This window comes from Anabaena sp. 90 (genome assembly GCF_000312705.1).
GTDB lineage: Bacteria > Cyanobacteriota > Cyanobacteriia > Cyanobacteriales > Nostocaceae > Dolichospermum > Dolichospermum lemmermannii.
This window is the reverse complement of the sequence record NC_019427.1, coordinates 3350166-3371139: the sequence shown is the minus strand read 5'-3', so window position 1 is coordinate 3371139 and position 20974 is coordinate 3350166. Positions and strand designations below refer to the sequence as shown.

The 20974-nt window shown below is 39.4% G+C and carries 23 protein-coding genes and 1 tRNA gene; 16 read left to right on the top strand and 8 right to left on the bottom strand.

Going from position 1 to position 20974, the window contains the following annotated elements; all coding sequences use genetic code 11:
• Nucleotides 1-4: 4 nt before the first annotated feature.
• Both ANA_RS14710 and ANA_RS14705 read right to left on the bottom strand, forming a co-directional pair.
• A complete protein-coding gene (locus tag ANA_RS14710; protein ID WP_200863827.1) occupies nt 5-1018 on the bottom strand; it encodes an integrase in 1014 nt (337 codons plus the stop codon).
• A gap of 140 nt (nt 1019-1158) precedes the next feature.
• Nucleotides 1159-1230, bottom strand: a tRNA-Thr gene (locus ANA_RS14705).
• Between the two features lie 229 nt (nt 1231-1459).
• Between ANA_RS14705 and argF the strand changes: the two genes are divergently transcribed.
• The 8 genes from argF to ANA_RS14675 all read left to right on the top strand — a co-directional run bounded on the left by argF (nt 1460) and on the right by ANA_RS14675 (nt 6975).
• Entirely contained in the window at nt 1460-2380 is a 921-nt protein-coding gene (gene argF / locus ANA_RS14700; protein WP_015080838.1) for an ornithine carbamoyltransferase, read from the top strand.
• A gap of 190 nt (nt 2381-2570) precedes the next feature.
• Nucleotides 2571-3176 (top strand): transcriptional repressor LexA, encoded by a 606-nt coding sequence (lexA, locus tag ANA_RS14695; protein ID WP_015080837.1) that lies wholly within the window; start codon nt 2571-2573, stop codon nt 3174-3176.
• Nucleotides 3177-3345: 169 nt separating this feature from the next.
• On the top strand, nt 3346-3489 hold the full coding sequence (locus ANA_RS27760) for a hypothetical protein (protein WP_217361115.1): 144 nt from the start codon (nt 3346-3348) through the stop codon (nt 3487-3489).
• Entirely contained in the window at nt 3458-3580 is a 123-nt protein-coding gene (locus tag ANA_RS28260) for a hypothetical protein (RefSeq protein WP_256370247.1), read from the top strand. Before ANA_RS27760 ends, ANA_RS28260 begins: the two co-directional genes overlap by 32 nt.
• Nucleotides 3581-3607: 27 nt before the next feature.
• On the top strand, nt 3608-5089 hold the full coding sequence (locus ANA_RS14690; RefSeq protein WP_015080836.1) for a DNA phosphorothioation system restriction enzyme: 1482 nt from the start codon (nt 3608-3610) through the stop codon (nt 5087-5089).
• A 110-nt stretch (nt 5090-5199) separates the two neighbouring features.
• Nucleotides 5200-5682 carry a hypothetical protein gene (locus tag ANA_RS14685; protein ID WP_015080835.1) on the top strand — a complete coding sequence of 161 codons (483 nt, stop codon included), beginning with the start codon at nt 5200-5202 and terminating at the stop codon, nt 5680-5682.
• Between the two features lie 8 nt (nt 5683-5690).
• The gene (locus ANA_RS14680; protein ID WP_015080834.1) at nt 5691-6071 is read left to right on the top strand and encodes a DUF423 domain-containing protein; all 381 of its coding nucleotides are present in this window, start codon (nt 5691-5693) and stop codon (nt 6069-6071) included.
• A gap of 163 nt (nt 6072-6234) precedes the next feature.
• The gene (locus ANA_RS14675) at nt 6235-6975 is read left to right on the top strand and encodes a 2-phosphosulfolactate phosphatase family protein (RefSeq protein ID WP_015080833.1); all 741 of its coding nucleotides are present in this window, start codon (nt 6235-6237) and stop codon (nt 6973-6975) included.
• Nucleotides 6976-7257: 282 nt separating this feature from the next.
• On the opposite strand, the gene ANA_RS14670 is transcribed toward ANA_RS14675, so the two are convergent.
• Nucleotides 7258-9006, bottom strand: a complete 1749-nt coding sequence (locus ANA_RS14670) for a M61 family metallopeptidase (protein WP_015080832.1) — start codon at nt 9004-9006, stop codon at nt 7258-7260.
• Between the two features lie 271 nt (nt 9007-9277).
• Between ANA_RS14670 and ANA_RS14665 the strand changes: the two genes are divergently transcribed.
• The 8 genes from ANA_RS14665 to ANA_RS27120 all read left to right on the top strand — a co-directional run bounded on the left by ANA_RS14665 (nt 9278) and on the right by ANA_RS27120 (nt 15296).
• The gene (locus ANA_RS14665) at nt 9278-9715 is read left to right on the top strand and encodes a DUF29 domain-containing protein (protein ID WP_015080831.1); all 438 of its coding nucleotides are present in this window, start codon (nt 9278-9280) and stop codon (nt 9713-9715) included.
• 173 nt (nt 9716-9888) lie between these two features.
• Nucleotides 9889-10101: a hypothetical protein gene (locus ANA_RS14660; RefSeq protein ID WP_041458081.1), complete on the top strand. Its 213-nt coding sequence runs from the start codon at nt 9889-9891 to the stop codon at nt 10099-10101.
• Nucleotides 10102-10326: 225 nt separating this feature from the next.
• Nucleotides 10327-11571 (top strand): GNAT family N-acetyltransferase, encoded by a 1245-nt coding sequence (locus tag ANA_RS14655; protein WP_015080829.1) that lies wholly within the window; start codon nt 10327-10329, stop codon nt 11569-11571.
• Between the two features lies 1 nt (nt 11572).
• Entirely contained in the window at nt 11573-12049 is a 477-nt protein-coding gene (gene ruvX / locus ANA_RS14650; RefSeq protein WP_015080828.1) for a Holliday junction resolvase RuvX, read from the top strand.
• A gap of 180 nt (nt 12050-12229) precedes the next feature.
• Complete coding sequence (locus ANA_RS14645; protein WP_015080827.1) at nt 12230-12802, top strand: DUF3727 domain-containing protein; 573 nt, start codon at nt 12230-12232, stop codon at nt 12800-12802.
• Nucleotides 12803-12999: 197 nt separating this feature from the next.
• Nucleotides 13000-13524: a YqeG family HAD IIIA-type phosphatase gene (locus ANA_RS14640; RefSeq protein WP_015080826.1), complete on the top strand. Its 525-nt coding sequence runs from the start codon at nt 13000-13002 to the stop codon at nt 13522-13524.
• A gap of 223 nt (nt 13525-13747) precedes the next feature.
• The gene (locus ANA_RS14635; protein WP_235081856.1) at nt 13748-14647 is read left to right on the top strand and encodes a hypothetical protein; all 900 of its coding nucleotides are present in this window, start codon (nt 13748-13750) and stop codon (nt 14645-14647) included.
• Nucleotides 14648-14936: 289 nt separating this feature from the next.
• Nucleotides 14937-15296, top strand: coding sequence for a hypothetical protein (locus tag ANA_RS27120; RefSeq protein ID WP_174783390.1), 360 nt, complete (start codon nt 14937-14939; stop codon nt 15294-15296).
• 88 nt (nt 15297-15384) lie between these two features.
• Here ANA_RS27120 and ANA_RS14625 read toward each other — a convergent pair whose 3' ends face one another.
• The 5 genes from ANA_RS14625 to ANA_RS14610 form a co-directional block, all read right to left on the bottom strand.
• Complete coding sequence (locus ANA_RS14625; RefSeq protein WP_015080825.1) at nt 15385-16698, bottom strand: ABC transporter substrate-binding protein; 1314 nt, start codon at nt 16696-16698, stop codon at nt 15385-15387.
• A 581-nt stretch (nt 16699-17279) separates the two neighbouring features.
• Nucleotides 17280-18032, bottom strand: coding sequence for an MBL fold metallo-hydrolase (locus ANA_RS14620; RefSeq protein WP_015080824.1), 753 nt, complete (start codon nt 18030-18032; stop codon nt 17280-17282).
• A gap of 103 nt (nt 18033-18135) precedes the next feature.
• Complete coding sequence (locus ANA_RS14615; RefSeq protein ID WP_015080823.1) at nt 18136-18702, bottom strand: transposase; 567 nt, start codon at nt 18700-18702, stop codon at nt 18136-18138.
• 46 nt (nt 18703-18748) lie between these two features.
• Nucleotides 18749-18964, bottom strand: a complete 216-nt coding sequence (locus ANA_RS26055) for a hypothetical protein (RefSeq protein WP_148279058.1) — start codon at nt 18962-18964, stop codon at nt 18749-18751.
• A 20-nt stretch (nt 18965-18984) separates the two neighbouring features.
• Nucleotides 18985-20655 (bottom strand): exo-alpha-sialidase, encoded by a 1671-nt coding sequence (locus ANA_RS14610; protein WP_015080822.1) that lies wholly within the window; start codon nt 20653-20655, stop codon nt 18985-18987.
• Nucleotides 20656-20974 lie beyond the last annotated feature (319 nt).

The following is a 20974-nucleotide window of genomic DNA, read 5'->3' as shown; positions in this document are numbered from 1 at the left end:
TTTGTCAAAAAAAATTAGATGCGTTTCCCCTGGCGAACTGCTTGCAGCAGCGCTTCGCTATCGCCACCGGGATTTTGTATTCTGTGGATAATCTAATGCAGTAGGCGTGGCGCAAACAGTAAGCAGTGAAAGGGATGTTTGCGCGAGAAAATGCTTTAGTTACTCGCTGTCCATATTCTTTGAGCGTGGGTGCGGTGCATGGTAATTCTTGCTGTCGCCACAGTTCCCAGTTCTTTGCCCAATCCAGATGGTAGGGGTAAACCTCCCTGTAACCAGTTTTCCCCCGTAGGACTTTTAGCAGGTATGGATGTTCTGGGGAGATTTCACAGAAAAATACTTCGTGCGGTCTTAGCCCGTAGGTTGCCAAAATGCCATAAGCCCATTGCCAATGATTTTTTAAAAGTTCTCTATTGGCTTCTATTTCTTTCCTACTGGGGATATAGCGGGGTGTTGTCTCCCCTATCCCATAACTACCGATGTAGGGTTTAAGGTCTATGGGCTGTCCTGCAAATTTTGCCAGTGCTATTAACTTTTCGCACACCAGTTTTCTCTTTCTGGTATTAGCCGGTACTTGAGCCACGGCTGCTAACATTGCCTCTGGCGTAAGTTCATCTCCTAGTAGTCGCCAAGCTGGTAGGTAGTCTGATTTCCATGTGGTTTCCGTAGTGGGGCTTTTACCCCTACGACTGTAATAATCTACCTCAAATTTTTGTATCCAATTTTTGGCACTGCTGATCGGTGCCGATTGTAACCCCTGATCAAGATATTCTGACCATTCAAATCTTCCTTGTGCCAGTAGCCCCCCTACTTTTTTGGCTTCTGCTTCTGCAAATTGCAAACCAGCAGGGTTGGCATAACAGCCTAAAGCTAAATATTGTTGGTGAGGCTTGCCTGTTCCTGATTTGGGCGGGAATGTGGCGCGGAGGGAAAGTTTGTCGCCACGTTGGCAAACTGCAACCCCTATCTTACCCGCTTTTAGCCTTGCGTTGACTTCCTCGATAGTCCATTTGCTATCCATTTTGAACTAATTTTGAACTAATTTAAATTTACGTTCCTATATATTCCAGCATATTCCAGCATATCTAAATATAGATTCCATAAAATAGAATTCATGGGTAGAAACGACAAAACCCCTGATTTCTCAAGGGTTTCGATAAGGGCCAGCAGTTGGATTTGAACCTACGACCTTCCGATTACAAGTCGGATGCACTACCACTGTGCTATGCTGGCGATTTTGGTAAGAAGGTTTTTGATTGCCTCACCGATTTCATATTATAACATGGGGACATGATTTGTCTAGAGGGTAAGCAAAATATTTTTCTGATTGCCAAAAATTGGCAAAACTAGCCGCTAGGTTGTAGATTGATGCAAAAATATTTGGTACAGTGCAATTGGAGTATTCCTGGTGACACGGTTATACAAAGGCGCGGAAACATTTGTTCTTTATAGATAATCAAGCATGGCAGCATTAATAGGCAGAGATTTATTAAGTCTAGCGGATCTGAGTTCTGGGGAACTGCAAGAACTTCTGGAATTGGCTACTCAACTAAAGTCGGAAAAACTCAAGTTGCATTGTAATAAAGTTTTGGGTTTGTTGTTCTCCAAAGCTTCAACACGCACTAGAGTGAGTTTTACAGTCGCAATGTATCAACTGGGGGGACAGGTAATTGATCTTCATCCTCATGTCACTCAGGTAAGTCGAGGAGAACCTATCCAGGATACTGCTAGGGTGTTAGATCGTTATTTGGATGTTTTAGCCATTCGCACCTTTGCTCAACAGGAGTTGGAAACTTTTGCGAAGTATGCGAAAATTCCTGTAATTAATGCCCTCACAGATTTAGAACACCCTTGTCAAATATTGGCTGATTTACTCACCATTCAAGAAAAGTTTGGAACTTTGGCAGGTTTAACTTTAACCTATGTCGGTGATGGTAATAATGTCGCTAATTCCCTGATGTTGGGTTGTGCTTTGGTGGGAATGAATATCAGAATAGCTTTTCCGTCAGGATACTCCCCAGATGCAGAAATTGTGGAAAAATCTCGAGAAATAGCCAATAAAAAAACTGAAGTTCTTTTAACCCATGATCCCGAAGCAGCAGCTAAAGGTGCATCTGTACTTTACACTGATGTTTGGGCAAGTATGGGACAAGAAACACAGGCAAATAACCGGTTCCCTGTTTTTCAACCTTATCAAATTTCTGAACAATTATTAAGTCTTGCAGATCCAGAAGCAATTGTTTTACACTGCTTACCAGCCCACCGTGGTGAAGAAATTACTGAAGAAGTAATTGAAGGTTCACAATCACGGGTTTGGGACCAGGCAGAAAATCGTCTCCACGCTCAAAAAGCTTTACTTGCAAGTATTCTTGGGGCAAAATAACAATATTGGTAATTGGTAATTGGTAATGGGTAATTGGTAATGGGTAATTGGTTAAATTTTTATCTGTTCCCTGTTCCCTGTTCCCTATTAGTTACCAATTACCATAAATATTTAATAAAAGCTTGTTAAGGGAAGATTTTTGTAGTACCAATGTTCTAGGGACATTTATTATTTACTTCCCGATAAAATTATGGAACGTCTCACAGATCCTCAAAAAGAACTATACGAATGGTTGGTTGAATATATCAGGTTGAATCAACATTCTCCCTCGATTCGCCAAATGATGGAAGGGATGAATTTGAAATCTCCAGCACCCATTCAAAGTCGGTTGGAACATTTACGCAATAAGGGTTACATTGGCTGGAATTTAGGTAGGGCGAGAACTTTGCGGATACTTCATCCTGTTAAACAAGGTGTACCAATTTTAGGAACTATTGCCGCAGGTGGTTTGATTGAACCGTTCACAGATGCCGTCGAACATTTGGATTTGGCTAATTTATCATTACCACCTCAAAGCTATGCTTTAAGGGTCGCTGGGGATAGTATGATTGAAGATTTGATTGCAGATGGTGATGTGGTATTTTTGCGTCCTGTTGCTGAACCTAACCAATTAAAAAATGGGACTATCGTGGCTGCGAGAGTGGAAGGACACGGTACAACTTTAAAACGTTTTTACCGCCATGATGATCTTGTTACTCTCAAACCTGCAAATCCTAATTACAATCCCATAGAAGTATCGGCTATGCAAGTAGAAGTGCAAGGTTCTTTGGTGGGTATTTGGCGTAATTATAACTAAAGGTTGTCGGTTGTCAGTTGTCAGTAGGGGCGAAGCATTTGGAAGATAAATTATCGGTCATTGCCAAAAATAGTTCTCCAAATCCTTCGCCCGTACAGTTGTCAGTTGTCGGTAGGGGCGAAGCATTTGGAAGATAAATTATCGATCATTGCCAAAAATAGTTCTCCAAATGCTTCGCCCGTACAGTTTTCGGTTGTCGGTAGGGGCGAAGCATTTGGAAGATAAATTATCGGTCATTGCCAAAAATAGTTCTCCAAATCCTTCGCCCGTACAGTTGTCAGTTGTCGGTAGGGGCGAAGCATTTGGAAGATAAATTATCGATCATTGCCAAAAATAGTTCTCCAAATGCTTCGCCCGTACAGTTGTCAGTTGTCAGTTGTCAGTTGCAAATAAAAAACAAGTAACTACTGATTCTTACCAATTACCAATTTATGTACCTAACGCGAAATGCAGTACCGAAATTGCCTACTTTTAAACTCAAGTTACCTTATGCGGGGGAGAAAAAGGGCAGCTATCAAGTTAAGCAACCATTACCGGGATTTCCGAAAATGCCTTTATCTCTGCAATTGCGGGGATATCAACGTCAAGCTGTGACTAGCTGGTTTGCTAATCATGGTCGGGGGACATTAAAAATGGCTACTGGTAGTGGTAAAACTATTACTGCATTAGCGATCGCTTGTGAATTGTACCAGCAAATTGGTTTACAAGTCTTGTTGGTGGTGTGTCCCTATCGTCATCTTGTTACCCAGTGGGGTAGAGAATGTGAGAAATTTAACTTACAGCCGATTTTAGCCTTTGATAATTTACGCAGTTGGCAAAGTCAACTTTCTACACAAATCTATAATCTGTGTTCTGGTTCTCAAGATTTCGTGACGATAATTACCACTAACTCGACTTTAATTGGTGATGGTTTTCAGACACAACTTAAATATTTTCCGCCGAAAACGTTGATTATTGGTGATGAAGCTCATAATTTAGGCGCACCGAAACTAGAGGAAAGTTTACCCCGAAATGTGGGTTTACGTCTAGCTTTATCAGCCACACCAGAAAGATATTTTGATGATGATGGTACAGAATCTTTATTAGATTATTTTGGTCATATTCTCCAACCTGAATTTAGTTTACAGGATGCGATTTCTCAAGGTGCATTAGTTCATTATATCTATAATCCGGTATTGGTAGAATTGACAGAAACGGAGAGTATCGCTTATTTAAAATTAACCAAAAAAATTGGGCGTTCTCTCCTTTATCGAGATCGAGATATGGGGGAAATGGGAGATTTTGAAAACAACGAAGATATCAAATCATTATTAATGCAAAGGGCGCGGTTAGTTGGCACTGCAGAAAATAAATTAACAGCCTTGCAAGAGTTAATGGCAACTCGTCGAGGAACTACCCATACATTGTTTTATTGTAGTGATGGTTCTCAAGAAATTGGACAACGTTATTCTCTGCGTCAACTCAAAGCTGTTGCTCAAATTTTGGGAGGAGAATTAGGTTATAAAGTCAGTACCTACACAGCAAATACTTCTTTGGAAGAAAGAGAAATTTTACGTCGTCAATTTGAAAGTGGAGAATTACAGGGTTTAGTCGCAATTCGGTGTTTAGATGAAGGTGTGGATATTCCCGCTATTCAAACCGCAGTAATTTTATCAAGTTCGGGAAATCCCCGGCAATTTATCCAACGTCGGGGACGGGTTTTACGTCCTCACCCTGGTAAAGAACGAGCCACGATTTTTGATATGATTGTTTTACCGCCAGATTTGGATAGGGAAACTATTGAAGTAGAACGGAATTTATTAAAGAAGGAATTACGGCGGTTTGTGGAATTTGCTGATTTAGCTGATAATGCTGGGGAAGCAAGAATGAAGTTATTAGCATTGCAAAAAAGATATGGGTTATTGGATATTTAACAAAGTTAAAAAACTCCCCAAAAAAAACCTCAACAATTCGCAATATTTAGTGGAAGCTTGAGGTAAGTGAGGTTAAAATTACAAGCAATGTCTAAATCTGAAGTAGAACTATGAAGACGGCTGAAAAACTGGCTGCTGGTTGGTTACTCACACTCGGATTCATGTTTTTGGCGATATCAGTCTCAGAAGCCATAGATAAATCGGCTCAATCAGGAGTAACGGTATATCCAGTGGAGGGGGAACAGGTATTTTCACCTCCCAATGCGGCTCAAGAGAGTAAAGATACGATTGTGGGAGGGATAATTTTTGGTGTGCCTAGCGCGATATTGGGGAGTTGGTTAGCATTAGGATTGTATAAACAAAGTCAACAAGAGAAAAAAGCCTTAAAGCAGCAAAACAGTGAACAATTACAAGCGCAGTTTTATCAAATGTTACTAGAAAATCAAGGACGAGTAACTTTGTTAAGTTTTGCTATGCAGTCTCAATTACCAGCAGCGGAAGCTAAACAATATTTAGATAAGAAAGCTAAAGAATTCAATGCGAATTTTCAAGTAACCGAAGAAGGGGCTGTATCATATCATTTTGATGTTTAATAGGTCAGATGACACAATTTTTTTTAACTATAGCCGCCATTTTTGGCGGTTTGTCTGTTGCTGGTGGTGCTTTTGGCGCTCATGCTTTGCGGGAAAAAATTAGCGAGCGCTCTTTAGAAATATTTGACACTGGCGCTCGTTATCAAATGTACCACGCTCTGGCACTTTTGTTAGTCGCCATGCTCATGAGTCGTTCAGAAAATCCCCCAAGGACGCTTTTAGTCAGTGGTTGGTTATTTATTATTGGTGTGGTGATTTTTTCCGGTAGCTTATATGCTCTCAGTTTAACTGGTATTAAGTCTTTAGGCGCAGTTGCCCCATTGGGAGGATTGGCATTAATGCTGGGTTGGGCTGCTTTAGCTGTGGCTGGTGCAACCATCAAGTTTTAATCAGTAGCAAATGGGAAATGGAGTCTAAATTATCACTCAAAATCTTCGTTTTCCCTTGCCTGTTACCTTTTCTCTCTTATCTATTGAAAAATAGTATCATCAGTTGGTGACATCAAGTAGGTAGAATATTACCACAGTCTTATGAAATAGGTGTAGCCAGCACGTGAAGATATTTATATATCACACTCCCGAATTGACCCCAAATGATACAGTTCCAGAATGTGCGATCGCTGTTGATGTTCTGCGAGCAACTAGTACAATGGCCACAGTATTAGCCGCTGGAGGTGAAGCTGTACAGGTTTTTAGCGATTTAGATCAACTGATGACAGTGAGTGAACAATGGCCTTCAGACAAGCGACTTAGGGCTGGAGAAAGGGGTGGTGCTAAAGTAGCTGGTTTTGAGTTGGGTAACTCACCCTTAGATTGCACAGCCGAATTAGTTGCTGGAAAAAGGTTATTTATTAGTACCACCAATGGGACAAGGGCTTTACAGCGGATACAAAACGCCCCCATTGTTCTCGCAGCAGCTTTGATTAATCGGGCAGCAGTAGTTAAATTTCTGTTAGAAAAGCAACCGGAAACAGTCTGGATTGTTGGTTCTGGCTGGGAAGGAAGTTATTCTTTAGAGGATACAGTATGTGCGGGGGCGATCGCTCATAGTATTTGGCAACAAACTAATTGTCCCCTAGAAGACATCAGTGGCAATGATGAAGTGGTTAGTGCGATCGCTCTTTATTCCCAATGGCAAAATGACCTATTAGGATTATTACACAAAGCTAGTCATGGTCAACGATTATTACGCTTAGAATGTTTAGAAGACCTGAAATATTGTTCCCAAACTGATACTTTAGATATTTTACCGATTCAAACAGAACTAGGAGTATTAAAAAGTCAAAATAACTAATAGGAGTCAGGAGTCAGGAGTCAGGAGTCAGGAGTCAGGAGTCAGGAGTCAGGAGTCAGGAGTCAGGAGTCAGGAGTCAGGAGTCAGGAGTCAGGAGTCAGGAGAAAGGAGAAAGAAGAAAGAAAGAAAGAAAGAAAGAAGAAAGAAGAAAGAAAATTTCTTCACCTCTCTCTTCTCTGTTAGATCAAACATAATAATCTGGAATATTTCATCCTGTTAATCCTGAAATCCTGTACTTCGACTTCGCTCAGTAACCAGACATCCTGATTCAGACAATTAATATTACTGAATACTCGACAAAGGTACACCTAACCACCCGGCAAAATTCTCCATTTCTGTGAAAGAAGGATTTTCCACAACTTTAAGTTGATATCTACTAGGAATTGATGCAGCTAGAGTAACAGAATAAGTCCGCAATTCATCTTGATGAAAAACAGTAACTTGGATAGAATCATTTTCCTGGTAATCCTTCAAGCGTTCATTTAATTGATTTCCCACCCTAATCCTATCAATCGCTAACAATTCATCCCCAGCATCAATTCCCGCAAATTGTGCCGGTGAACCCGCTTCCACAAACTTAATTATCTCCCGTCCATTTTCAGTATTTATCCTCACACCCAAATAAGGTTCTTCATTCTTTTCCTCAACTAATTGCAAACCAAAAGGTTGTAAATATTGATTAAAAGGTAAATCTTCCAAACCATGAAGATAGCGTTTAAAGAAATCTCCTAAATCCATACCCGCTACAGACTCAATCACACCCTCTAATTGTTCGGGAGTATAACCAACTTCGTCCTTTCCAAACTTCTCCCACATTTGCCGCATTACATCATCTAAAGAAAGCTGATTCCCGTGATGAACGCGAATTAATAAATCTAATAAAAGTGACACCATTTCCCCTTTGATATAATAGGAAATTTGAGAATTACCACTATTAGCATCTGGACGATAAAGTTTAATCCAAGCATCAAAACTTGACTCCGACAAAGGTTGAACTTTTCGTCCTGGAGTCATCAAATATCTGGTAATTTCCTTACTCAAATAGTTTAAATATGCCTTGGTTTTATAAATACCTGCCCGTAAAGGAATGATTAAATCATAATAACTGGTTGTTCCCTCGCAAAACCACAAAGATGGTGTATAATTTTCCTGATCATAATCAAACACTTCTAACCCCAAAGGACGAATTCTTTTAACATTCCATAAATGAAAGAATTCATGGGCTACCAATTGCAAAAATGGCTCATATTTATCCACAGTCCGAAATCCAAACTTTTGATAAATTAAAGAACAAGAATTTTTATGTTCTAAACCACCAAAACCCTGCTGAAGCAAATGCAGAAAAAATACATATCTGTCATAAGGTAAACCACCAAACATTTGTGATTCTACCTCAATAATTTTTTGGCAATCAGCAATCATTTGTTCTGGTTGAAAATTTCCTTTTCCCCAAACTGCTAATTCATGGGGTTTACCCAAAACTTCAAAATTATATAATTGATGACAACCAACTTCAAAAGGACTATCAACTAAAGTATCAAAATCTGCCGCTAAAAAAGTATTTACTGTTTCTGCAAATGTTGGTAAACTAGTAGTTACTTGCCATTGAGGGTTAGCAGGAATTACCCTTATCTGCATGGGAAAATTTTCCCAACCAGGGATTCTAAAAAACAAAGCTGCCCCATTAAAGTAACCATGAGTAGCATCTAAATGATTTGTTCTTACTGTTAATTCATTAGCAAATACACGGTAATGAATAGTTACTTCTGAAGTATTGCCTTTTTCTACTTGCCAATGATTTTTACTAACTTTATGCCAAGATAAGGGTTGATTATTCGCAAAAGCCGCAAAATCCTGTAAATGTCTGCCATATTCCCGCACCAAATATGAACCAGGAGTCCACACTGGCATTTTTAAATCGAGAACTGCTGACGGATAGTTAACAATGTGTAAAGTCACCTCAAATAAATGGGTTTCTGGTTGAGACATTCCCACCAAGTAATGAATTTGTGGAGAGAGTTCTAAAATCATTTTGTGTGTTGAGTTTTGATTTACTTATCCATAATCAACAGTCTATCGTTAATCGTCAAGTATAGGCATATAAAATTAATAATATGATGTGTTTATGGTGATTTCATGTAAACCAAGATTATTGACTGATTTGTAAACCTACAATACTCTTAGAGTGGAGGTCTTTGCTGATTGTATCTAATCACAAAAGGATATTTTTTGTATAAGTTGTTAAAACAGTACCATCTTTTATGCAAGATTTGGGAAAAAACAAGCCAAGGAGTTATTAATTATGACAGTACCTTATGACGAACTGGTTTTTCAATCACCATATTTAGCTGTAGTAAAAGCAAAACAACTGCTAGAGGAGGGGAAAATGAAAGAAGTTGATGATATTTTAGAGAGTTTAGCCGAGTCTATGGGAAGATCAGAAAAAAGAGCAGTAATTAATCGCCTAACTCGATTGATACTGCATATAATTAAGTGGAAATGTCAACCGGAAAAACGTAGCGCTAGTTGGGTAATTTCTATTCGTTCAGCTAGGGCAGAAATTACTGCCAGTCAAGAAGAAATGCCAAGTCTCAATCGAGATTTTTTGGAATCAATTTGGAACAAGTGTTTTCTGGCTGCAAAACAGGATGCTAGAGATGAAATGGGTAAAAAACCAGATATTATTGCTTTAAGTTGGGATGAGGTTTTTAACGAAACTTATACACTTTGGGAGGATTAGAAAATTTCTATTTGGGAAAAAATCAGGTTATTTATCTTGATTTTTGGCTGTTCCCTCCTTCCCAATCATTACACTTCATTGCGAAATTAGGCAGTTAAGTAAAAAAAATGATAACTTCTGATCTAGTCTAGTAAAGCAATTACACCAAATTTATCAAGGAGAACCCAGTGGCAATGGAATCAAATGTACTAACGGGCGCAACTGTAGACAACCAAGATATAAGTGAATACGTTGCTCATCTACAAATGCACATGGCACTACAAGCTCGAAATCTGGTTCCCAACTTGGTTCCCAACTGCAAACAAACAATTCAAGATAGTCGTCAACAATTACTTCATCAAACCCAAGCCGACTTTGAAAAATTCGCTTCTCGCCAAGGTCTATAGATTTAAAAGTATTTTGAGTAGAATTATCCTAGAATAGAAGCAGGTATTGTGGTTTTCACCCCAAAGGTATAATCACGGTTTCTGCTTTTTATATTTTTTTTACGTGGTCACTTAAAAAAATCACTCTTTGGGAGCAAGACCTAAGAGAAAAAAAGCCGTTAAAATGATTGCAGCATCACATCACCAATCCTATTTTTTAAAGGTTAAATGGCGGCTTGAATCAACATGACTTCACTACTCCCTCGAAACCTCAGCGTTGTTATCCGACCAGTCCAACATAGGGATTTGGACGGAATTGATTGCTTAACTCAAGAATCATTGTCCCATCTTTCTCCCCAAGAAGCTGGTGCGGCCATGCGGCAAATGCAATGGCTACGACGCTGGTATGGGTTACTCAAATTCTTAAGTTGGTTTCCCAACCCATTACAGTATCGCTTCTGGGGCTATGTTGCCGAACAGGGACGGATACTACTGGGAATGATTCAAGTATCACCATTTAACCGAACCCGCAGCACTTGGCGAATTAATCGGGTAATGTTAGCAGGCACTGGCGACAGAATGGGAGTAGGTTCACAACTACTGCGCCATTGCTTTGAATCAATTTTAGAAGCGCGAACATGGATACTAGAAGTTAATATCAATGACGTTGATGCCTTAGCACTGTATCGCCACAATGGATTTCAACGGTTAGCAGAAATGACATACTGGGAAATTAGTCCCCAGTTATTAGCGGAATTAATTCAAACTGAACCAGATTTACCCAACCTCTTACCGGTGAGTAATGCTGATGCTCCGTTGCTATATCAACTGGATACAGCATCAATGCCACCTTTGGTAAGGCAAGTATTTGATCGACACACCCACGACTTTAAAACGACTTTGTTTGGGGCTATTATTGATGCTCTCAAGCAGTGGATGACAAAAACTGAAGTTGTGAGTGGTTATGTCTTTGAACCCCAGCGGAAAGCAGCCATTGGTTATTTTCAGGTGCAACTTGATCGCACAGGTGAAAATCCTCATGTAGCAACTCTTACAGTTCATCCGGCTTATACTTGGTTGTATCCTGAATTATTGTCTCAATTAGCCCGCATTGCTCAAGATTTTCCTCAACAAGGATTACAATTAGCTTCTTCAGACTATCAACCAGAAAGAGAAGAATATTTAGAGCGGATTGGGGCTAAACGCAAAGAACATACCCTGATCATGTCTCGCTCAGTTTGGCATAAACTGCGAGAATCGAAATTTGTCTCCTTAGAGGGGATTCAGTGGCAGGAAATGTTACAAGGACTACAACCAACCCGGAAACCTATCCCTGGGGGGATGTCATGGATGCCGCAAACTCAGCAGGTGCATCCAGAAAGGGCTATACCAATGCAGTCAGAAATTGTGGCTTCTACTTATCAAAATCCTAACATGGATATACCCTGTCCATCAGATTCAGCCGCAGATGAATCCCAGGAGCAACAATAGCGTGATCTCTCAACAGCAATCAAAATCATTTATTTCGGCTTTGGGTGTGGATGTTGGTAGTAAACGCATCGGTTTAGCTGGATGTGATGGGACTGGGTTAATTGCTACGGGTATAACCACAATTGAGCGCAAATCTTTTGTTGAAGATGTGGAGAAAATTCAGCAAATAGTCAATGAGCGACAGGTACAAATTCTCGTTGTTGGTTTACCTTATTCAATGGATGGTACTATCGGGTTTCAAGCCCGTCATGTCCAAAAATTTGCGGCTAGATTGGCGGATGCGCTGAAACTTCCTTTAGAATATATGGATGAACGATTAACTTCTTATCAAGCGGAACAACTGATAATAGCTGAGAATCGTTCCCCATCAAGGAATAAGGGTTTAATTGATCGTAAGGCTGCTGCATTGATTTTACAACAATGGCTAGATGCTAGACGGAGTTCGGTACAGAGATCGGTAGCATTTACCGATGAGTGATCCCTTTTAAATGGTATTCTAAAAACTATTACAGATCATTTATTTGATCTTAATGATTTCAGTGTCTTTAGACCTGAGAGCGTCAGTTGGATCTCTCAATTTATGGTTGACATCGGCTGTCATTTAGCGGTTCAATGATTTCCATATATAAGAGTATTGTTACAGTTACATAATTCAGCTATGTATTCATCTCCACTTCCTGAAGACAATGATCACGATTCCGAAAGTTCTCTGATTTTAACAGATGAGCTAAAACGGACACTAGAATGTTACATTGAGCATACGCTCGATGTAGAGGGGGAAAAATATGTTCTCCTTCTGCCTATAGATGCACCAATAGAAATTTTTGCTTGGCAAGTTGATGGCGACGAAGAAGAAGCCGTCTTGGTGGAAGATGATGAGATCATTGACGAAATTTTCGGCACTGCTCAAGCGGTTCTTTCTGAGCAAAACTTGATTCTCAAGAATACTGCTTATGCCTTAACTGTAGCAGGTGAGTTGCCTCCTGAAGATGAATCAAAATTCTTTACTTTAGAACTTGAAGATGAAGAAAACGGTTTAGAACCAGAGCAATTAATGGAAATTGCCACTTTTTATCATGATGAACAGGAGTATGCAATTTATACTCCCCTTGATCCCCTGCTCTTTTTTGCGAGAATGACTAAAACGGGTGAACCAGAATTACTTTCCCCCGAAGAGTTTCGTAAATTTCAACCCCTCTTAGAAGAACATCTGTTTAATGAGCTTGATTAATTGGTAATTGGTAATTGGTAATTGGTGATTGGTAATTTAATTAATTACTGTTGCCTTTTACCTTTTGCCTTATTCAAAAATCTAAATTTAGTTAGAGTTTGCTTAATAAATCTAAACTTCAAATTTTTCTTTCTGACTCCTGACTCCTGAATGGGCTTAGTCCCTGCGCCCCTACCTCCTAGCCTTCACAAAAAATTATGACTCGCAACCATCTATTAGAGCCTAACTTGATTTTATCAGGTTCAGTATTAACGCTGACACCAGGTGTCATCCAACAATATGGGCTGAAAGGGCTAGTATTAGATGTGGATGAAACTTTAGTACCCATGACAACGAGTTCTACTTTCCCAGAATTGCAAGCATGGGTGGCAGAAATTCGGATTTGTACAGCACTATGGTTAGTTAGTAATAATTTAAGTGAAGCGCGAATTGGCGGTATTGCCCGTTCTCTAAATTTACCTTATTACTTGGGTGCGGCCAAACCCTCCCGGCGGAAAATTCGGGCGGCGTTGCAAGAAATGAATTTACCTGCACATCAAGTAGGTATGGTAGGCGATCGCTTGTTTACTGATGTTTTAGCCGGTAATCGCTTGGGAATGTTTACAATTTTAGTCGAACCAATCATCCATCCCGATTTTACAGCCCTCCGTTCCCATCCTATCCGCAATATTGAAGTTTGGATATCTGAGATATTAGGCGCATCTATTACAATTAAAAATTAAAAATTGTCAGCGAAAATTAAAAAATCTCGGCACGTCTGAGGATATTTCTGAAGCCAGAAAAAGATATTATCGCTTGATCAAAAATCCCCGACTTCTATTAATCTCAAAAGTCTATCATTTTAATTTCAAAATAACGTAGTATACTGGGGTTAATCGTATTTAACCGGAAGATGAAATACTTAACCCCAGAACAAGTTTATAAACAATGTAGTAAGTCTAGAATATGAAACGTATTGTCAAGAATCAGTTAACCGTTACGAGAATCGCTATTTTAGGGACTGAAAAACTAAATACTTGGAAATCTAACGAACTTGATTTAATTGCTTTGCGTTTGGGACAACTACGCTCTGACTTGTGGAATGAGTTCGGGTCGTTGAAAGCCTGGGGTGTGTCTAAATTTGAGATTGACAAACAGCTACGCACATCGAAAGACAAGTATCAATTACCTGCTAAGTTATGGGATTCAACCCTCTACGATGTAATTGATGATATCCACTTGGTTCAGGCTGCTTGTGTCGAAAAGGTGATGAAATATTTGGGTCAATCGTTCCAATCGTTCCCATCTAAAAAAGGGGTTTTACAACTTACATTAGAAAGTCGTGAATGGTTGGAACACCCCAAACTTTGCACATTGATTAGAAAGTTTTGGTATCGAGGTCACACAAAAGTTTGTAACCAAATTATTCTTAGGGCTTTTGATACTAAATTAGATAGCAAAGGCTTAGTGTGGTTGCGTTTTGGTGGACTAACTCCATGTAAAACCCTCAAGCTACCAACGACTTTACCGACAGAAGTAAAATGTCAATTAAGGCTAATCAAGCGTAATTGCAGATGGGAAATACATTACACGACTGACATCCAAAAAGCTGAAAAAAAGACTCAAGGTAAAATAATTGGATGTGACCGAGGTTATACAGAAGTTTATGCTACATCATCTAACGATGGTGCTAGATTTTTAGGCAATAATTTTGGTAAAATCCAAACAGAAGAAACTGATTATAGAACAGCGAAACAAGTTAAACGCAGCAAAATCAGGTCAGTTTTTCATAAATCTATCGCTAAAGGAAACAGTGCCAAAGCTGATAGAATTAAAAGAATGCAGAATTTAGAATTTAGAATTTAGAATTACGTTTTGCAACGGGGATTTTACCCCGACGCAAAACCCGCTGCTTGTAGAAGCAGGGGACTTTAACCCCCAAAGGTAAATTAAACGGAATAACCTTGGTAAAATCAAGTGGAATAATCGGGAAACATCCTTTAAAGGTAGGATTAAAACAATCGTTTTTACAGCTACCCATGACTTGATGTTAAATGCAATTAAGGTAGCTTTTGAAGATTTGACGGAAGCAATAAAAAGCAAAAAGCCCATGAGAAAGCGCATGAAGAGAAATGTTTCTTCATGGTGCAAGGGGATGGTTGCGGATGCTCTCAAACAAGTTTCAACCCGTGTAGGTTGCACGGTTGTTAGTGTGAATTGTGCATATACGTCACAACTTGACTCCAGATTTGCTACCTTAACGGGTAGTAGAAATGGTGACAAGTTTACCGGACATGATGGGGTCGTAATGCACTCAGATACTAATGCTGCTGATAACGTTCTAGCAAGAATGAGTGATGTTGAAATCACTCGATACATGAAACATTCCGATGTAAAAGTAATCTTGCTAGAACGGACGCAGAAGTTTCGGGACTCCATAGTAATGGAAGCTGAAGCGAAAACGGGCAAGGATAAGCCCCAGACTCTAGAACCTAAAAGCTCTCCTTACGAGTAAGGTCAATCAGAGAGCGAATTATCAGCAATTAACGCTGTTTGACCAAGGTTAAACTACGTTATTTGTGTATCTCGAGGATCTCAATTACTTACTTAGGACTAACTTTATCAATCACCTTGATTTTACCATCATCGCCCACAGTCCAGACATCATAAGTACCAATGACATCGCCATTAGCGTCAACATCTACATCACCGCTTGCGCCTTGATAATTAATCTGTTTTCCTGCTTTAAGTAGCTTCAATCCTTCACAGACATCACTAACTGGTGTACCCTTACCAGCAGAGACTTCCCGAATTTTACCAGCAATAGCAACCCCGGTATTTTCCTTCGCAGCTTGAGCGGCTAATACCAACAAAGCCGCAGCGTCCCAAGATTGAGGTGCATATTCTCCAGGAGAACCGCCTTTTTTCTCCTTCCAAAGTTTATTAAAGTTTTCTAAACCTGGACCACTAGAACCAGGAACTGTCCCAATTGCCCCGGATAAAATATACTTACCATCACTAGCTTTGCCTACTTGATCAGGGAAAGCAGGGGATTTTACGCCGTCTGTGAGTAAAATTTGTACGCCTTTGGTGACACCTTGCTGATAAGCCGCTTTGAGGAATAAACTCCCAGTTTCCGCATATAACACCCCTAAAACTGCATCTGGTTTGCCAGCAAAAGCCGCAGTTGCTTCTGTATCAAAAGTTTGAGCTTTGGGATCATAGCGAATAGGTTTATCTTTATTAATTACTGTTCCCCCTAATTTTTCAAAAGTTTCCACAAATGCTTTTTCAAAACCTACACCATAGTCATTGTTAATAACTACTGTGGAAACTCGTTTAAAACCTTTTTTCCGAGCAAGTTGGGCTAAAGCCAATGCTTGGTAGGTATCTGGGGGAGCAGTCCGCGCCCAAAAGCCCTTAAAGTCGCCTTTTTTAGCTTTGTCGGTAAATACAGGACTGGTGCTACCAGGAGAAATCAGCATGACTTTATTGGGTACAGCCACAGAAACCGCCGCAGTGGAAACGCTACTGGCAAAAGAACCGACTACACCACCGACTTTATCTAAAGTTGCTAATTTGGTCATTCCCGCAGCACCGGCTTTAGGGTCTGTTTGGTCGTCTACTTGTACTAAACTGACTTTTTCACCATTCACACCCCCACAAGCGTTAACTGTGTCTACCAGTAAGGGAACTGAACCAACCATTTGTTGTCCAATAGAAGCCAAGTCACCAGTTGTTGGTAATAAACTCCCGATTTTCAGTCCTTTAGTATCACTGGTTGTAGTGGTAGCTGTTGGGGAGGTGGTACTATTTCCGGTAGATGATGAAGGATTAGGATTTTCACAAGCGGCTAACAAGAAACCACTGGCTAGGGTAGCTAGACTCAAGGCTAGGGAAATACGAATTTTTGCCATAGTTAATCACACAGATATTTAGAAAACTTGATGTAGATATATTTACATTAAGCCTTTAAATCGCAGATTATAACATCCTCACACTATTATTGGTTTTAAATTATAAGGAAGAACGCCGAAAACCCTTGAAAATGTGGCTGACTGAGTCAGCCACATTTGGGCTTTAGACAAGGGATGAAGGCTAGAGGCTTTCCTTTATCCTGCATTGACGTTAATTTGAAAATTTGAAATAATTTCAAATTTTCATCTACCTTTGGGGGTTAAAGTCCCCTGCTTCTACAAGCAGCGGGTTTTGCGTCGGGGTAAAATCCCCGTTGCAAAACGTAATTCTAAATTCTAAATTCTGCATTCTTTTAATCCATATTCGTGATAGAATTAAATTGTCACTAAAGACATAAAAAGCTACCGAGAGACTCTCGGAAGGTTACGCTTGTCAGATATGATTTCGCCCGCCAGGGGCAAACGAAATCAGGGCAAGAACCCAAATATTTAAGGAACCCTGCCTGAAACTGGGATAACTGAGGGATATAGACTGAAACTCTCTGTAGAATCTCCGCGTCTAAAGACGCGGAGAGTGTCAATCAAACCATAACTTTTTCACCAGGTTGAGGAGCAATTACCTGGGTTGTTAAATTGTTTTTTTCCAGTAATGTGCGAAATTCTTCTACAGTTCCCTTAGCTTGCAGGAATTTTACCAGTAGTCCTGCAAACAAAATATCCCCTCCGGCGGCGGTAGGGAGCATAAATCGAGGTTTTACCGATTTTGCTACTTCTAGGGCGCTATTCATGCCTTTGATAATCGGACCGAGTAGGGGTAAACTCAAATCAATGATTGGTGTAATTACTACGTCAATGGCTGCTATTTCTTCAAGTTGGGGGGAATGATAACCATGAGGTTCATAATACAATGTGGAATTATTTGCTAAATCTTTGAGTAGATAGCCGTTTTCTAATAAGGTTGGTCCAATGGGAGAACCGGGAACAGCTTTGATTTCTATTTGATGATTTAAGGTGAAGGTTTCACCATGATTGAGACTGATGATTTGTTGATAACCCAGTTGTTTGACAACTTTAGCCGCATTGGGGGAAGCGACAACGGGGATATTTTTGTTAAGCTGTTTTAAGGTGGGTGGGTGTGCGTGATCTTCTAATCCTTGAGAAAGCAAAATTAAGTTTATATTATCTGGTATTGACCGATCTTGAGTCCGAGAACCTTTAAATAACCAATCTAAATTATTAAAGGTTAAATCACCAATTAACCAGGGGTCAATTAGTATCCGCTGTTCACCAATTTCAATCAACCAACTATTACTATCTAACCAAGTAAAATTCATAATTACAGAAAACGCTATCTATAATCCAATTATAGCGAAAACGTAGGGGTTTAGCATTGCTAAACCCCTACTACAATATGTGCAGTAAAAGCGAAGGTTTTATCTAAAAAGGTATATCTAATAATAATCGTTGTTCTTGAATATTTTGCCCTATATTTTCATCATCATTATCCCAATTTAGAGGATTATTAATAATGTATTTTCTAATTCCTTCCAAAGATGTTTCATTACGGTTAATATGTTCATAAAAGTTTCTTTGCCATACAGAAGATATTCCTTTTTGATGGCAAATAATATTAATTTTCTTAGTAACAATACTTTTATAAGACCTGATGACGGTGGGAATTGATCCGGGAATCATTTTACCATAATTTCTGGTTTTGTCTTCTTTGGGAATTGTTTTAACTATCCATAATATGCCATGAATGTGATTTGGCATAATCACAAATACGTCTAAGTTGATATGTGGGAAATGTTGAGGAATTTCTTGCCAGCATTCATCAGCAATTGTTCCTAGCAAGTTTAATTTCATTTCCCCTTGTTTGATATCACCAAATATACATTGTTTGTCTTTAGTGCAAATGGTAATGAAATATGCACCTTCTTGGGTGTAATCGTGGTCTTTTAATCTAATAGAACGGCGATGGTGAATTTCTGGATTATAGGACACTTTGGTGATGAGGGATGGTTTTGATGAATTTTTATATGATTATATATCATTCATGGGTAGGGAATGTGGGATTAATCGGTTGGTGGCGATACGGGTAGGGGTTTAGCATTGCTAAACCCCTACAATCATTGACGGTAGATGAGCGATCGCAATGTATCATTGAAAATAAACAAGCGGTGAGCTTTGCTATCGCATTTTCTACAAATACAGAAAAGCGATACACCAGTCTTAACGTTTTCCCACAAACGTAGGGGTTTAGCACTGCTAAACCCCTACAACGCTTTAAACACTAACTAAATAATAATTATCGGCATCAGAAACACCAGAACCGCTAATTGAATAAAATCCTTTGCCAATAGCAGAACCCAATGGAGCATTTTGTTCCCACATCCAAAAACCATCTATTGCACCTGCGCTATTAAGTCTGTATCCAGCAAAAATTCCGGTATGGTTATATGTACCATAATAACTATTATTTGTACCAGCAAAAGTGGCGATCGCCGTACCTACCGCAACATTGCCATTACCTATCACACTAACTCTTCGTTTCCAAGTACCTGCATTCCAATAAGGACTTGATCCAGAAATTGCTGTTGCATCAGCAACTAAATCCCAACATTGATAACCATAAGCATTATCAACATTTCTACTATATTTACCAATTAGAGTTTCATTACTAAGCTGTGTTAAATAGCTAGAAGTGGCCATTAAACCAGAGGGTGCATCCGCAGGAGTTAAACCTCCTCTTTCTTGCCATCCATTCCAATTTGTTCCATTAAATGAATCACGAGTATAAATTCGATCATCTGTTCCTTGTACAGCTTGAAATAATTTCCCATTAAAGACTTTTAACTCCGGATCAGCTAGAGTAGCACCACCAAAGTTTTGCCAACTTGTCCAATTGCTCCCATTATCAGAAGAACGATTATAGATTTGGTTGTCAGTACCTCTAACTGTTTGATATAGTCTGCCATTAAACACTTCTAAATCAGGTCCACTGAGAGTAGCACCACCAAAGTTTTGCCAAGCAGTCCAATTGCTCCCATTATCAGAAGAACGATTATAGATTTGGTTGTCAGTACCTCTAACTGTTTGATATAGTCTGCCATTAAACACTTCTAAATCAGGTCCACTGAGAGTAGCACCACCAAAGTTTTGCCAAGCAGTCCAATTGCTCCCATTATCAGAAGAACGATTATAGATTTGGTTGTCAGTACCTCTAACTGTTTGATATAGTCTGCCATTAAACACTTCTAAATCAGGTCCACCGAGAGTAGCACCACCGAAGTTTTGCCAAGCAGTCCAGTTAGTACCATCAGCAGAGGAACGATTATAAATTCCATTGTCAGTACCTCTGACTGACTGATAGATGCGGTTGTTAAATACTTCCATCGCAACCTTAGACATCTCAACAGCAATATTTTGTCCATTTAAAGTAAAAGTTGCTGTATCATCCTCACCATGCAATGATACCAATTCTCCCTCACTAATACTTTGCCCCCTTACCAACCGCGAGAAAATATCCCCTTCATCCCCAGCAGCATCCTGTACATTAATTTGACTATCTAAATAATGCCCAACCTCCTCTACTAAAACCCCTGTAACAGCCTCAATATTATCCTTATTAGCCCCTAAAAATTCCCCAGATAGATAAATAGTATTATTGTCCTTTGCATACGCTCCATTGAAGTTTTGACCAAATACTAATTCTATATGCGGTGTATTAGTAAAATTATTTCGCGCCCAAGCTGTCAATATTTGATTAGCTGACTCCTGGTTATAAAGACCAAAAGCAGTCCCCATAATGTAATCTCTTTGAGAATTACTGCTGAGTCCACTCAGGATATATTTAGTTTCATTAATTGCCTGAAAAACTGTATCAATAAACGGAACAGGTAACTCAGAAGAATTGGCAGGATTAACAGCGAATACAGGATCTTGATAATCGCTCAAACCTAGATTGTTGTAGGGGGGGTAGATATGAACCCTGATTGTTGAGAGTCTAAGGATAGCTCAAACATAGATGCCTTATCATGTAAAGATTAGTGGTCTTGTTACCTTTCATTCTATGCGAGCCAGTATAGCAGCTTGTATACTTTAATTTTCAAGAGTTAGTGAATTTTATTTTTTTAGTATCCGTATATTTATGCGTGCCAGCAGAAAATTTATCATCTGATCTCTGCTTGTAAAGCTGTTATCAGATTGATATAAGATGAATAAAATTAGCCACAACCTTGATGATTGCTGCTTCATGAGTGGTTCTAAGTGTAAT